We start from the raw sequence: 14,336 nt of genomic DNA on the forward strand, positions 1-14,336 counted from the left end.
ATGTCCCTCGATACTATGTCACCTGGTCCTTTGGAAACAGCAACTAAGCCAGCGCCTTCTCCCGATCTGGATTCAGGATTGGAGATCCCCTCCCAGCGCAAGTCACCACCTCGATTGCTCATCCCTCTGGGGATTCTAGCGATCGCTGGCGCAGGATTTGCCGCCTGGTCTTTGTTAAAGCCGCCCGCAGATCGTGGGTTGCATGCGAGCGGGCGGCTCGAAGGTTATGAAACCGATGTCGCAGCCAAGACGGGGGGACGGATTAGTTTTATTGCGGTACGGGAAGGGGATAAGGTCAAGCAGGGACAGGTATTGGTTCGCATTGATGATTCGGAGGTACAGGCGCAACTCAGGGGCGCAAAAGCCCAGGTTGCTTCCGCTCAGGATTCAGTCCAGCAAGTGTTCTGGCAAATTAATACGATTGAAAATCAAATACGGGCTTCTCAGCTTAATGTCAGTCAATCTCAACAAGACGCGCAAGGACGATCTTTGCAGGCTCAGGCCAATGTGGCAGCTACCGAAGCTCAATTGCAGCAGTCCCTAGCGCAGCTCAAGCTGGCAAAACAAGACCGCGATCGCTACGCCCAATTAGTCAAAGAAGGAGCCGTTACCAGCCAGAGGTTCGACCAGGCGCAGACGACCTATGAATCGGCCCTAGCCACCGTTGCAGCCAATCAGAAACAGGTGAATGCTGCCAAGGGAGCGCTAACTCTGGCAGAATCGTCGCAGTACAATCCCTCGATTCAAAGCGCGCAATTGGATGCTTTGCTCAGCCAGCAAAAGCAGGTCAACGCCCAACTAAAAGCTGCTCAGTCCAACGTCAAAAATGCCCTGGCTAACCAACAGCTAATCGAGGCTCAAATTGCTTACCTGACGATCGCCAGTCCCATTGATGGTGTGGTGACTGCCCGTACCCGCGAGCCGGGAGCAGTCGTTACCAACGGACAAACGGTATTGACCCTGGTCGATCTCAATTCAGTTTATTTGCGCGCCTACGTTCCGCAAGGGGATATCGGTCGCGTTCGCGTTGGACAGACCGCGCGGGTATTTCTCGACTCCGATCCACAGCGTCCCCTGGCGGCTAAAGTGGCAGCGATCGATGCAGAAGCTTCATTCACGCCTGAAAACATCTATTTCCAAAAGGATCGCGTCAAACAGGTGTTTGGCATCAAAATTACAATCGACAATCCAGGTGGATTTGCCAAGCCCGGAATGCCTGCAGATGCGGAGATTCAGTTGAATTGATAACGATCGGAGATTTACGGATCGAACTACAGGTAGGAGAAGGAAGAAGCTCCCATGGCGATTTCTCAATTCAATCCCCCATCAGGTAGTTCAAGTCAGTTGGACTATGCCAGCGATCGCCCCGACATCATCCAGGTGCAAGGGTTGTACAAGCGCTATGGCAAATTTACCGCCGTTAAGGGTATCGATTTCTCCGTTGCTCCTGGAGAAGTGTTTGGCTTGATCGGCCCCGACGGGGCTGGCAAGACGACGACGTTCCACATTCTGGGCGGTATTATGGAGTCCAGTCATGGAACGGTGCGGGTGCTGGGCAAGCTACCTCGGGTTGCCCGTTTGGATATCGGTTATCTCACGCAACAGTTTTCCCTCTATCTCGATCTCAGTATCGACCAGAATCTGCGCTACATTGCCGGACTGCGCAAGGTTCCCGATCGCCTCTTTGCCGAACGTCGGGCTAAATACCTGCGGTTGATGAATTTGGTGGAATTTGGCGATCGCCTCGCCGGGCAGCTTTCGGGGGGAATGAAACAAAAGCTGGCGCTGTGCTGTTCTCTGATGTATAAACCAGAGGTGTTGTTGCTGGACGAACCCACCACCGGAGTCGATCCGGTTTCGCGGCGGGAGTTTTGGGACGTGCTGGCCGCTCTTGCCAGTGAAGGAGTCACGATTGTGGTGGCAACACCTTATCTGGACGAGGCCGAGCGCTGCAATCGGGTTGCCCTGATGTATGGCGGACAGATTCAGCAAATCGGCACCCCCGCAGAACTAAAAGCCAGCCTGGGGTTGCATCGTTTAGAAGTGCGGCTCGGTCGATTAGAACAGGCCGAGCAGGTATTGCAACAATCCTCTGTTGCTGCTGGAAATAGAGATTCTCAGATTGTTGACGTGCAAACCTTTGGCGATCGCCTGGACGTACTCGTGAGAGACGATCGCATTGGGGAGAAAGAGGTTTGCGATCTGCTCGATCGTCACAATTTAATGCTTGACGGTATCGATCCTTCCCAACCGACTCTAGAGAACGTGTTTGTAACGCGCCTGCGCCAGCAAGGTTCCGAACCTCCCTTTATCCCATTTCCGCGATCGCGTAGAGATAGATTCCAGCCAGATGCTTCTAACCGACCCGCGATTTATGCCAGGCGACTCAACCGGGTATTTGGCACTTTCCAGGCAGTCAAAAACGTGAATGTGGAAGTGCATTATGGCGAAATTTTTGGTCTGTTGGGAGCCAATGGTGCTGGGAAAACCACAACGATCAAAATGCTTTGCGGCTTACTGGAAGCCAGTTCTGGAGAAATCTCTCTTGGCGGTGAAACGGGCAATCTGCGCAGTCAGGATTTGCGGCGACGGCTCGGTTATATGAGCCAGAAATTTACCCTCTATGACGACTTGACCATCCTGCAAAATCTGGAATTTTATGCAGGTGTCTATGGCATTCCCAAACGCTGGCGATCGGAAAAGATCGAGTGGGTAATTGCTACCTGCGGCCTGGAAGGACAAGAGACTCTGATTACCGGCCAGTTGCCCGGCGGCTGGAAACAGCGCGTTGCGTTTGGGGCTTCGGTGATGCACGAACCAGAGATTCTATTTTTAGACGAACCCACCTCAGGCGTAGACCCCTTAGCCAGACGGCAGTTTTGGAAACTGATTAATGAATTCGCCCGTCAGGGTACCGCGATTCTGGTCACTACCCACTATCTGGAGGAAGCCGAACAATGCAATCGCATGTGTTTTATGGTTGCGGGCGAAACAGTCCTGGAAGGGTCGCCCCGTCAAATTAAAGCTGCCCAACCCGGTCGCTTGATCGAAGTCGTTCCCGATCGCAACCAGGCGGCCTCCGACCTGCTGAAGCAAGCTTTGGAACCCTGGCGAGTTTCCATCTTTGCCGATCGCCTGCACGTAGTCGTTGACGATCCGCAGACCGATATCCCTAAGCTGCACGATTTGTTGGAACCTGTGGGGATTGCCATCCAGTCCCTGCGACCGATTCCATATTCCCTGGAAGATGCATTTATCGGTACGGTGCAGCGCGCCCAGACGCAACTTTGAGAGCAATTTAGGGACAATTTAATAGCAATTTGAACGGTAAACACGACAGATCGAACGGGGTGAAGGGGTTCTACCCCTTCGTGGGGGCAACGCCCCCACCCCCCATCTGTAACCACAACAATTTAAATTGGTATAAGGAGCAATTTTAAGGAGCGATCGTGAAACGAATTCTGGCTCAATGTATAAAGGAACTGGTGCAATTTCGGCGCGATCGCCTGACTTTGGGATTGGCCTTTATCTTGCCCCTGCTGACCCTGTTTATCTTTGGATTTGCCATTCGTTTAGAGGCGAAAAATATTCCTCTCTACGTCCAGGATTTCGATCGCAGCAATTTAAGTCAGACCTATATCGACCGACTGTTTGCAACCAATCAGTTCGTTCCCATTCCCTGGACGGATAGCAGGGCAGAACAATCTCCAGAGCGATTCATTGACGAGGGAATTGCCAAAGCTGTGGTAATTATTCCACCCAACTTCAGTCGCAACATCAAATCCCGCAAGCCCAGCACCGTTCAAACTTTGGTGGATGGCACGGATGTCAATAATGCCCGCGTGATTAAAAATAGCATTCAAGCCACAACCAGATTCTTTCTGTCCAATGATACCGACACTGGTATCCAGACAAATAATCTCGTCGCTGCCCACGTGCGCCTGTGGTTCAATCCAGGTCGCCAGGAGTCGTTCTACATCGTGCCAGGCGTGTATGCCGTGGTGTTGTGGATTTTTCCCTCTTTGCTGGCGGCGATCGCCATGGTGCGCGAAAAAGAAAAAGGAACGATTTTGCAAGTTTACGCCTCCAGTCTTACTGCGGCGGAGTTAATCCTGGGTAAAGCCCTGGCTTATCTGGTAGTTGGGCTTTGCGAAGCTCTCGTCGTCATCGGCTTGGGAAGCTTAACATTTTGGGTTGGCTTCGCGGGCGACCCTACGCCTTTTGCGATCGGCACCACTCTCTTTCTTGCAGATGCAGTGCTGTTTGGACTGCTGCTAGGTATCCGCACCAGCAATCAAAATGCTGCCGTGCAGGGGGTCTCTTTGGTTGGCTTTATTACAGCCCTACTGCTCTCGGGATTTATCTATCCTCTCAGCAATATTCCATTTCCCCTATCCCTCGTGCCCAATATCATCCCTGCTCGATATTACATCATCATCAGTCGAGATGCCTTTGTGCGAGGAATTGGTTGGAGCAGCGTCTGGTTTGACGAATTGATATTGATAGTTATCGGGTTGATTTTATTTAACGTTGCCCGCCACGCCCTCAGCCGAATGCAACTACCCGATTAACCTCCAACTCCAATCCCCAAACCCTAATCCCCAACCAACCCCCAATGAAACCATTATTTATCTTCCTAATCAATTTCTTCGACAGCCGTTTCTGGGCGCTGGTACAAAAGGAGATCGGCCAAATTTTACGCAATAAGCAACTGCTGATTTTGCTAATTGTGCCGCCGACAGTTCAACTCTTGCTGTATGGCTTTGCTCTCAATCCGGACGTTCACAACATAAAATTGGGAGTGGTGGATTATGCTCAGGTTTCAGCCAGTCGGGAGTTGGTTTCGGCCTTAACTGAAAACAAACTGTTTGTAGTTGACACTTATCCAGCCAATGAGAAGCAACTCTCACAAATGGTGGAAACTGGTGCGATCGCGGCGGGAATGATAATTCCATCAGACTTCAACCGCAAGATTAATGCGGGAAAATCGGCGGACATCCAAATCTTTATCGATGGAGTCGATGCCAACACGGCTGGAATTGCCAATGGTTATATTTCCCAAATCGTAAATCGATATAATCGCCAACTCTCAGGTGGTCAGATAACGCCCGCCGTTACTGCTCAGGTTGTCTTTCTCTATAATCCCGGTCTGAATAGCAGTTGGTTTTTCGTGCCAGGCGTAATGGGATTGGTACTCACGCTGATCGGCACGTTGGTCTCAGCTGTCACCGTGGTGCGAGAGAAAGATACGGGCACCCTAGAGCAGTTGTTAATGACTCCAGCCGAAGCTTGGGAAATTCTGCTGGCAAAGATCGTGCCTCTATTTTTTCTGCTGATGGGGGATGTCATGTTGGCTCTGATCTTGGGAACGGTTGTCTTCGGGTTGCCATTCCGGGGCAGTTTTCTGCTGTTTGTAGGTCTGTCGAGCCTATATTTATTTGTCGGGATCGGCCTTGGCATTATGCTGGCGACGGTTTCCCAATCTCAGCAACAAGTGGTGCTGACGGCTTTCTTTATCAACCTACCTATGGTGCAAACTTCTGGCGCGATCGCTCCCATCGAAACCATGCCAACCTTTTTCCAAATTCTATCCCTGTTGAATCCATTACGCCATTACATCACAATCGTGCGCGGTATTTTGCTCAAAGGAGTTGGGTTGGAAGTATTGTGGATGCACGTGCTGGCACTATTAGCATTTGCCGTAGTGCTAATGGCGATCGCCATTAGCAAATTTCGGAGCCAGTTGAGCTTATGAAATTTCTTCGCTGAACGCTGACCGCCGATCGCTAACTTTCACAAATCATTTCAGATTGCTATATATAGCGGTTTTCAGATCAGAAGAGGTAGGGGGTTTGGGGGCGTTGCCCCCAAGAAGGGGAGGCAGGGCGGTCTTGGGGGTTCCCCGCTAGAGCCACTGCCGTGTGGAACCCCTTCACCCCGATCGATAAAATCCGTTCTCAATTGAAAAGCGCTATAACATTAGACATAAAGCGTTTAGAAGCTGATTACGTGTATTTCAGCCAGTTTCTGACATTCCGCCCGCTTTGGGACTGGAATGTCCTTTTTTAATCCTCTACCTGCCATCAGAAGGAGAACTTCGCACTGTCTAGTTGCATAAGTTATAGCCGTTGACAGATCTGTTGGGACAGGGGTGTGGGGGCTGCGCCCCCACGCAGGGGTGGAACCCCTGCACCCCGTCCAAGCCCGTTGACTATAGCTATATGTAGAAATAAAAGCTTTGCATGTATACCCCAATTTGTTAAGATTTGTATATTGGGATTTAACTGTTTTAGCTTACCTTAGTCCAGTTTTTAGTTCACTAACCTATGTTTCCTCTGCTGCCCACCCCCATTGCCCAAATAGCACCGGCAACAACTCCTTTACCCTCAACATTAACAACACCAACACCACTTTTGCCAAAGGGGTACATACAGCAAACCCACGAGATTAGGGAGCTGCCAGGCAAACTAAATGAGGTATTGGTATTCAATAGTAATAGTCCTGAAGTAGTCCAGTCAGATGGGATCTTACTTTCGACATTCCCGCCCTCCGGCAAGTTATATGCCTCGGCACATCTCGATCGGTCTTTTTCCAAGCGCTTCGATCTATTCACCCATCACATCGCCAGGCCGATCGACGGGCGCACCATATATCAGGGCGTAATTGTCTACAATCCCAATTCAGAGACTGTCAAACTTGATGTTTTGCAAGCCGTAAGCTACCTCACGAATCCTGATGCTCCTTTTATCGATCTACCGCCTCAGGTGGAAAATCCATACGGTAGGGTGTACTCAGGCCCCGGTTCGCGCCTTACTCAAGATATATTGCGCGGCGTGAATCAACTTGGCTTCCCCTCTCAAATTTTGATTCCCCCCAATCAGAGCCGTATGTTGTTGAACTTACCGATCGCCAACGGCACGGCACGGTCTACTTATATGCGCCTGCATAGCGATCGCCCCGTTTATATGGCGAATTTAGCCATGCAACCCCCTTCAGGCCGCTTACCCGAATTGGCACAATGGGAAGAGTTACTGAGAATTGGTAGATTGGCTACACCCCGCGATCGCATACCTACAGAACCAGACAAAATTGAAGCAACGCTGAAAGCGCGCCTGCGGAAAATATACGGTCGAGTCGCAGGGGTTGCTCAAGGTTCAGAATGGCAGGGAGAAATTACCGATCCGCCCAATGGAAAAAGTCTGACAATTCCACAACGAGGTCAAGCGCTTAGCTATCCGCTCAGTTCGGTGATATTGGGAACGCTCAACACCGGGCAGGTGCAGAGCGCGCCGATGGTGGTGCGCTACCCAGATACAGCCTATCGCGCTCATGGCAATTACGGCGTGCGCTACAACCTCACCATACCTTTAGAGAACAATACGAAGCAGGCGCAGACAGTTATTCTAGCTATCCAAACTCCGCTCAAACACGAAAGAGGTAAGAATGTCTTGTGGTTTTACGAGCCGCCCGGACAGGTGTTTTTTCGAGGCACGGTGCAGGTGAGTTTCAAAGACGATCGCGGCGTACCCCAAAAACGTTATTTTCATTTAGTACAGCGCCAAGGGGAGCAGGGGCAACCATTGATGACATTGAATATGCCACCTGGCGATCGCCGCTTGGTAGGCGTGAGTTTTCTCTACCCTCCTGATGCTACACCACCCCAGGCCTTGACGATTAGAACCCTGGAGTCATCCTCTCAGCTATCCGCCAATCGCTCGGTGAACTGGCGATCGAACCCCATCCGATGAATTTTCCCATTCTCTATTCCTTTAACCGTTGCCCCTATGCGATTCGCGCCCGCATGGCACTTGCCTATGCTGGAATTACCTGCGAGCTGCGGGAAGTGGCTTTGAGAAATAAGCCCGCAGAGATGCTCGCCATTTCCCCCAAAGGGACGACACCCGTGCTGCAACTGTTAGACGGTCAGGTCTTGGAAGAAAGCCTGGATATTATGTACTGGGCGATAGAGCAACACGATCCAGCAGGCTGGCAGGGACAATCGGGATTAAACTCAGAGCTAGGTCAGAACCTTATTACGGCCAACGATCGCTTGTTTAAGCCCTACCTCGATCGCTACAAATATGCCGTACGCTTTCCCGAACAACCGCAGGAAGTGTATCGAGGACAGGCGGAAATCTACTTGCAAAATTTGGACGATCTGTTGCGATCGCATCAATTTTTGATAAGCGATCTCATGACTATGGCTGACGTGGCAATATTCCCATTTGTGCGACAGTTTGCCCATGTCGATCTGGAATGGTTCTACAGCACAACCTACAAGCATCTCCAGGCATGGTTAACGTGGCATGAAAGCAGCACTCTCTTTCTACATGTTATGCAAAAAAGACCTGCCTGGCGGCTCGGGCAGCCAATTACCTTACAGTCACCACTGCCGCCGCAAAATGTATTGGTTACCCAGTAAGCTATATTGGGATAGTTTTTGCAGGTAACGCGGATGGATAGTCAAGAACTTCAACACGCTCAAACTGAAAGCAAGCGAGAAGATACAGAGCAAATTGTGGTAGCAGCTTTCTATCACTTTACGTCTCTACCTGACTATCAAGACATGCGATCGCCTCTGAAATCTTTCTGTCAGTCGCACCACCTCAAAGGGACAATTCTGCTGGCGAGTGAAGGCATTAATTCTACAATCGCTGGCAGTCGTTCCGGCATTGATGCCTTGCTTGCCCATCTGCGTTCTGACCCGCGCCTGCAAACCTTAGAGCATAAAGAATCCTACTGCGATCGGATGCCTTTTCAGCGCCTGAAAGTAAGGTTAAAAAAAGAAATCGTCACGCTTGGGGTTGCAGGCATCGATCCGACTCAAACCGTTGGCAAGTACGTCGAGCCAAAGGACTGGAACGCGCTCATTTCCGATCCGAGCGTAGTTGTAATTGATACGCGCAACCAATACGAAGTTGAGATAGGTACGTTCGATCGCGCGATCGATCCCCATCTTGATGCCTTTGGCGAATTTCCCAATTTCGTGCAACAGAATCTTCACCCCGACAAACATCAAAAAGTGGCGATGTTCTGCACGGGCGGGATTCGCTGCGAGAAAGCCAGCGCTTACATGCTCGAACAAGGCTTTAAGGAGGTTTACCACCTCAAAGGCGGGATTCTCAAATATCTCGAAGAGATTCCTCCCTCAGAGAGTCTCTGGCAAGGCGAATGCTTTGTGTTTGACGAACGCATTAGCGTCAATCGTCATTCATGAATTTACTGCTGTTAATTCTTTGATTTAGTAGTTAACTTTTCGCCTGATGCAGTTTCTGAAGAATAGCAGCCTGGATTTTCGCATCGAAGTCAGGATCTCCTACTTTAGTAATGATTCCAGAAGTGCGTCGTCTGCGTCGCTCTAAATATGCCTGTAATGCGTCTTCATCATTCCGATGATTGAGGAAATACCGCTTTAGCTCTAGATCTGACATAGCAGCATAATCAACCTGACTCATCAAAACACCTCCCCATCTGGAGTAATTTCGATCTCTATCTCTTCATTATACCCTGCTAGTATAAGCTGTAGCTCGCTAGCTCACTAAACGATTGAGATAGCGTTCGACTAAAATAATGGCGACAATATCGTCAACAGGGCGGCTGGGAGATCGCATGCCCAAAGGTACTAGCTTCATAATCCCCTTGGGTGGGTAAAGCTCCCAATAACGCTGGCGAGCTTCCTGACTGCTATGGCTCTCATCTACTGTAACTACCAATAGATTGGGAAAATTCTCTTTCAGTTTGGCTTGCCATTGCTTAGAAGTAGTTAGATTGCCCATCACCAAAAGCGAGATGGGATACTTGCCGAGCAGATCTTGAATTTGAGCGATCGCCTCGCTACTGGGCACGACGGCCAGAAACTGCCGTTGGCGATCGAGTCCAATTACCGCTACACCACACTTATCTTTGCCGGGATCGAATCCTAGTAGCACTACTACCTAACCTTTGCTTCTAGCCACTTAATTACTATCTCTCCTAAATTCAATCCATGCAGGCGATCGATCTCGCGGACACCAGTGGGACTGGTGACATTCACTTCCGTAAGATAGCCACCAATGACATCAATTCCCACAAACATCAAGCCGTCTCGCTGTAATGTGGGAGCTAATTGAGTGCAAATCTGACGTTCTCTTTCCGTAATTTCGGTTTGAGCAACGCTGCCACCCGCTGCCATATTACCGCGAAACTCCCCACCACTGGGAATGCGATTGACAGCTCCAATCGGTTCGCCATCCAGCAGAATGATGCGTTTATCTCCTGCTTGAGCGTCGGGCAGGTAAACCTGCACCATCACGGGGGTTTTACCGAAATTCGTGCTAATTTCGATCATAGAGTTGAAATTGCGATCGCTCGGCTCCAGAAACAAAATCCCCTCACCACCCTTACCGCCCAGGGGCTTAAGCACCGCCTTACCCTTGTCAATGACAAATCTACGAATAAGTTCTTTATCGCTGGAAACGATAGTCTCTGGCATGGCAGCGCCAAATCTCAGACCGTATAACTTCTCATTGGCATTGCGAATCCCTGCGGGGGAGTTAACTACAAGCGTGCGCTGCGGATCGATATAGTCGAGAATATATGTAGTGTAGAGATATTCCGTCGTGACGGGTGGATCGGGTCGCATCCACACCACCTGCATATTTTCTAGCGGTTGCAACTCGCTGTTCCGCAGTTCGTACCAGGGATTAGGAGCTTGCCACTTCCCATCTACCAGTTTGACGGGATGCACGATCGCAGGCTGCAACCAACCCCAAGCCTTACTATTAATAATACTCAACGCTGTCATCTCTGCAATCCAGACCTCATGACCAAAGCGACAAGCTGCTTCCATTAACGCCACGCTGGTATCGTGCGTGGGGTCGAGTTTAGCGATCGGATCGATGATAAAGGCTAATTTCATGCTTACAGATTGATGAATTTTACACCAGAGTTTTGAGAGACTGAGGAAACATATTAATTTCCCTTACTCCCAAAGTAAAAACCGAGGGCACTGCTTGCTAGGGTCACCAGTGAAGTCCAAACTAAAGTTATAAGTTCTCTATTTGTAACATCATCTTTATTGAGGGCAATATATACTGCTATTCCTATAAGGCTACCGCCAAGCAGTAATAGCAATCCCATTGCTAATCTAGCTCTTGTCTTTTCTTGGGACTCTTCTAATACAAAAGGGGGACGTTTATTTTCAATGACTTCATTTTGTCTACCTTCATCAAGATCGACAGTTTCAGGAGTTAGTTGCACATCGGGGGCTTGATTTTGGCTACTTTCATCAAGATCGACAGTGTCACCCTTTGTTTGACTGGGAAACTCTTGCATCACCTAAAAAAAAATAACTTCCTGAATAGAACTATCTGTATTCTTAATCATGATTTTCTTGCCTGCCCTAATCTGACTTTTAATAAAATCTTCCGTTACTATCGCTTTGCGCAAGGCATCAGCAGCTTTTATTCCCTGTTTGGAAGCTAAACGCTGTAGTATGGCATACTCTTCACCTGATAAAGTAACAGAAATCTTAACGGGCTGTAGATCTTCAGCCAGTTCTTGCAGTTTATCGTTCAGTTCTTTTTTTACACTTCGCATAGTTTTTACTGCAATTGTGTTAATCCCTGCTAACAATATTAATGGGTCAAGCTAGTAATTGGTCTAGTTTGCCCTCGGCATCGAGATCGTATAGGGAATCGCAGCCACCTATGTGGCGATCGTTGATAAATATTTGCGGTACGGAGCGCCTGCCATCAGATCCTCTTTCTACCATGGCATCCCGAGCAGCTTCATCGCCGTCGATCGCGTATTCAATATATTGCACTCCTTTTTTATCTAATAAATGTTTAGCGCGAATGCAAAACGGACAGAAGCGCCAGGTGTAAATCTCTACTTTTGCCATATGGTGCTAACAACTATACAAAAATTAATTTATCTTAATCTTATCAAAGTCCCTCCCTTACTAACTCGACTAGTACACCAAAACAAAAGTTTTGGAGGGGGTGGAGGGGGTGAAATCCCCTTCTGGGGGCTCTGCCCCCATTCCCCCATGTTGCAAAATTTATGATTTGCAACACTAGTGCGAGTTGGCATCTGGTGCAGGGTTAGTTGAGGTCGATGTCGTAGCAGCAGGATTGTCAGCAGATGGGCTGGGCTTGGTGAGTAAAGCATCTGAGTTTAGCTCTTGCAGGTGGCTAGGGGGAATCTTATCCGCAACGATAATATCTTCAATCACAGCTTTAACGATCGGAGCCGCCACCGTAGAACCAAACGCATCGGCACCTACGGGTTCGTCAATGACTGCAAGCGCTACATATCGTGGTTCTACGGCGGGAAAAATGCCAACAAAGCTAGTAATTTTGCCGCTGGTATATCCGCCATTATTGGGATTGGCTTTCTGGGCAGTACCAGTCTTGCCCCCAAGGCGATAGCCTGGAATGCGAGCGGGTTTACCAGTACCCTCCTCTACAACTGCCACCATCATTTCCAGCACCTTAGTCGTCGTAGCGGGAGAAAATATTTGACGCGGTGGATTTAGTTTGGGCTGGTAGGCTTCTTCTCCTTCTTCATTAACCACCCCTTTGACAACATGTGGCGTTAATAGCTTGCCACCACTGGCAAGGATACCGTGCATTTGCAGTAACTGCACGGGTGTAAGTGAAAAGCCCTGACCAAAAGCAGCGGTAGCGGGTTCAATGACGTAGGTGGTGAACTGCTCCTGGGGTTTGAGCGTGCTCGGGGTTTCAGCAGGTAAATCGATACCGGATATGTCACCCAAACCAACTCGTTCTAGCCAGCCGTAGTATACCGAGGGTTTCATTTGCTGAATAATATGCACCATGCCAACATTGCTGGAGCGCTGCAGGATTTGACTGATACTTAATGGCCCTACGGCACCTCTTGATTCAAAGTCAAAATTAGCGACGGGCCAACCGCCGACTGTCAGCGCGCCTTCATCATTAAAAACCGTGTCGCTTTGAATTGCGCCTGCTTCCAGGGCGATCGCCACGTTAATAGGTTTGAATGTAGAACCCGGTTCGTACAAATCCGATACCGCCCAGTTTTTAAATACTTCGTATTTTTCCTTAGGTACTCGATCGAACTGATTGGGATCGTAGGTAGGTTCGGTCACTAATGTCCGCAGTTCGCCATTTTTTGCATCCATCACCAGGACGGCACCGCGCTTGGCATTAAATTTTTTCATCTGCGATCGCAGTTCCTGACGTGCCACGCGCTGAGTTCTGGCATCGATCGTCAACTGCAGCCGCGTGCGATCGACGCGCAATACACCAGCAGGTAAGCTGCTGGGAATTAGTCTGCCTCTGCCATCTTGAACTACATCGGATGCTTGATCGGTGCGCTCCAGTAGTTTTTCCTGACTGAATTCTACACCTGCTTGTCCGTGATGGTCGATATTGACATAGCCCAACACCTCGGCTGCTAGATCTTTGTGGGGATAGAGCCGATGCCGTTGCGGTGCCAGATCGAGCCCATCAATTCTTAAATTAAAAATATTATCGGCAACGTCTTCAGTGAGCCAACTGTCGATCTTAGTGGTACTGGAGGGCTGAGATAAGAGGGGCAGCAGTTTAGCCGCAGGTTTGTTTAAAACCGGAGCCAGTTTTTCGGCAATTTCTTCAGGCTTGAGCTTGTAAAGTTTGGGGTGAGCAAACAGAGTGTAGGCTGGCTTGTCAATAGCCATCACCTCATCATTGCGATCGGTAATCGTGCGTCTGGGAATGAATGGTCGGAGTTGGAACATCTGCTGCCATTTGGCTTTTTCTAGCAGTTCTGCCGATGTCCATACTTGCAGGTACACTAAGCGCACAATCAGACCGATCGCTGCCAGTAAGAGGATAAGCCCGACCAGAAGCGTTCTTTGCCTCAGATGGCGTTGCGATCGCAGCGATGTCTGTAATGCCATGTTCCCAAAGGATAATAAGCAACAACGGCGCTATCATAACATCCCTGCCAACATTCCGACGAGTCAGCGATCGGCATCTCAGCGGTCAGCTATCCCGAACTTTTCCCGCTATAGCGGTTTTCACTTGAGAACGGGTTTTATTTTTGGGGTGAAGGGGTGGAACCCCTTCTTGGGGGCAACGCCCCCAAACCCCCTACTCTTTCTGATCTGAAAACCGCTATATCTTTTCGTGCGAGCCGCGATCTAGATCGCGGCAGTTTCATCCACCAGCCCTCAACACTTGGTCGGCAGTCAATTTCAGACCTGGGAAGGTTGGAGAAACGATCGCCCGATCGCCCTGAAACTAGGGAGAGGGATAACCAGAGTGGGGACTGCGTCCCTGCGACCTTTATGTGTAAAGGCACATACAGGTTAAAAGAGATGATGATTCCGC

The 14,336-nt window shown here is 49.5% G+C and carries 14 protein-coding genes; 7 read left to right on the forward strand and 7 right to left on the reverse strand.

Going from position 1 to position 14,336, the window contains the following annotated elements:
• From PSE6802_RS0109535 to trhO, 7 genes are all read left to right on the forward strand, one after another.
• On the forward strand, window positions 1-1,245 hold the full coding sequence (locus PSE6802_RS0109535) for an HlyD family secretion protein (RefSeq protein ID WP_019499831.1): 1,245 nt from the start codon (window positions 1-3) through the stop codon (window positions 1,243-1,245).
• 54 nt (window positions 1,246-1,299) lie between these two features.
• Window positions 1,300-3,291 (forward strand): ATP-binding cassette domain-containing protein, encoded by a 1,992-nt coding sequence (locus PSE6802_RS0109540; RefSeq protein ID WP_019499832.1) that lies wholly within the window; start codon window positions 1,300-1,302, stop codon window positions 3,289-3,291.
• A 158-nt stretch (window positions 3,292-3,449) separates the two neighbouring features.
• On the forward strand, window positions 3,450-4,571 hold the full coding sequence (locus PSE6802_RS0109545) for an ABC transporter permease (protein WP_019499833.1): 1,122 nt from the start codon (window positions 3,450-3,452) through the stop codon (window positions 4,569-4,571).
• A gap of 44 nt (window positions 4,572-4,615) precedes the next feature.
• Complete coding sequence (locus PSE6802_RS0109550; protein WP_019499834.1) at window positions 4,616-5,755, forward strand: ABC transporter permease; 1,140 nt, start codon at window positions 4,616-4,618, stop codon at window positions 5,753-5,755.
• A gap of 571 nt (window positions 5,756-6,326) precedes the next feature.
• Window positions 6,327-7,748: a DUF3370 domain-containing protein gene (locus PSE6802_RS0109555; RefSeq protein ID WP_019499835.1), complete on the forward strand. Its 1,422-nt coding sequence runs from the start codon at window positions 6,327-6,329 to the stop codon at window positions 7,746-7,748.
• Window positions 7,745-8,422, forward strand: a complete 678-nt coding sequence (locus tag PSE6802_RS0109560; RefSeq protein WP_019499836.1) for a glutathione S-transferase — start codon at window positions 7,745-7,747, stop codon at window positions 8,420-8,422. The genes PSE6802_RS0109555 and PSE6802_RS0109560 overlap by 4 nt, the downstream gene beginning before the upstream one ends.
• A 33-nt stretch (window positions 8,423-8,455) precedes the next feature.
• Window positions 8,456-9,217, forward strand: a complete 762-nt coding sequence (gene trhO, locus PSE6802_RS28395; protein WP_019499837.1) for an oxygen-dependent tRNA uridine(34) hydroxylase TrhO — start codon at window positions 8,456-8,458, stop codon at window positions 9,215-9,217.
• Window positions 9,218-9,248: 31 nt separating this feature from the next.
• Here the strand turns inward: trhO and PSE6802_RS0109570 are convergent, their stop codons facing one another.
• The 7 genes from PSE6802_RS0109570 to PSE6802_RS0109600 form a co-directional block, all read right to left on the reverse strand.
• Complete coding sequence (locus PSE6802_RS0109570) at window positions 9,249-9,455, reverse strand: DUF6887 family protein (RefSeq protein ID WP_019499838.1); 207 nt, start codon at window positions 9,453-9,455, stop codon at window positions 9,249-9,251.
• A 75-nt stretch (window positions 9,456-9,530) separates the two neighbouring features.
• The gene (gene ruvX, locus PSE6802_RS0109575; RefSeq protein WP_019499839.1) at window positions 9,531-9,929 is read right to left on the reverse strand and encodes a Holliday junction resolvase RuvX; all 399 of its coding nucleotides are present in this window, start codon (window positions 9,927-9,929) and stop codon (window positions 9,531-9,533) included.
• Window positions 9,930-9,931: 2 nt separating this feature from the next.
• Complete coding sequence (gshB, locus tag PSE6802_RS0109580) at window positions 9,932-10,897, reverse strand: glutathione synthase (protein WP_019499840.1); 966 nt, start codon at window positions 10,895-10,897, stop codon at window positions 9,932-9,934.
• Between the two features lie 53 nt (window positions 10,898-10,950).
• The gene (locus PSE6802_RS0109585; protein ID WP_019499841.1) at window positions 10,951-11,313 is read right to left on the reverse strand and encodes a hypothetical protein; all 363 of its coding nucleotides are present in this window, start codon (window positions 11,311-11,313) and stop codon (window positions 10,951-10,953) included.
• Window positions 11,314-11,316: 3 nt separating this feature from the next.
• The gene (locus PSE6802_RS0109590; protein WP_019499842.1) at window positions 11,317-11,577 is read right to left on the reverse strand and encodes a hypothetical protein; all 261 of its coding nucleotides are present in this window, start codon (window positions 11,575-11,577) and stop codon (window positions 11,317-11,319) included.
• A 46-nt stretch (window positions 11,578-11,623) separates the two neighbouring features.
• Window positions 11,624-11,881, reverse strand: a complete 258-nt coding sequence (gene grxC / locus PSE6802_RS0109595; protein WP_019499843.1) for a glutaredoxin 3 — start codon at window positions 11,879-11,881, stop codon at window positions 11,624-11,626.
• Between the two features lie 174 nt (window positions 11,882-12,055).
• On the reverse strand, window positions 12,056-13,903 hold the full coding sequence (locus tag PSE6802_RS0109600; RefSeq protein WP_019499844.1) for a peptidoglycan D,D-transpeptidase FtsI family protein: 1,848 nt from the start codon (window positions 13,901-13,903) through the stop codon (window positions 12,056-12,058).
• Between the last annotated feature and the right edge of the window lie 433 nt (window positions 13,904-14,336).

Origin of the sequence: Pseudanabaena sp. PCC 6802 (assembly GCF_000332175.1) — a bacterium.
Classification (GTDB): domain Bacteria; phylum Cyanobacteriota; class Cyanobacteriia; order Pseudanabaenales; family Pseudanabaenaceae; genus PCC-6802.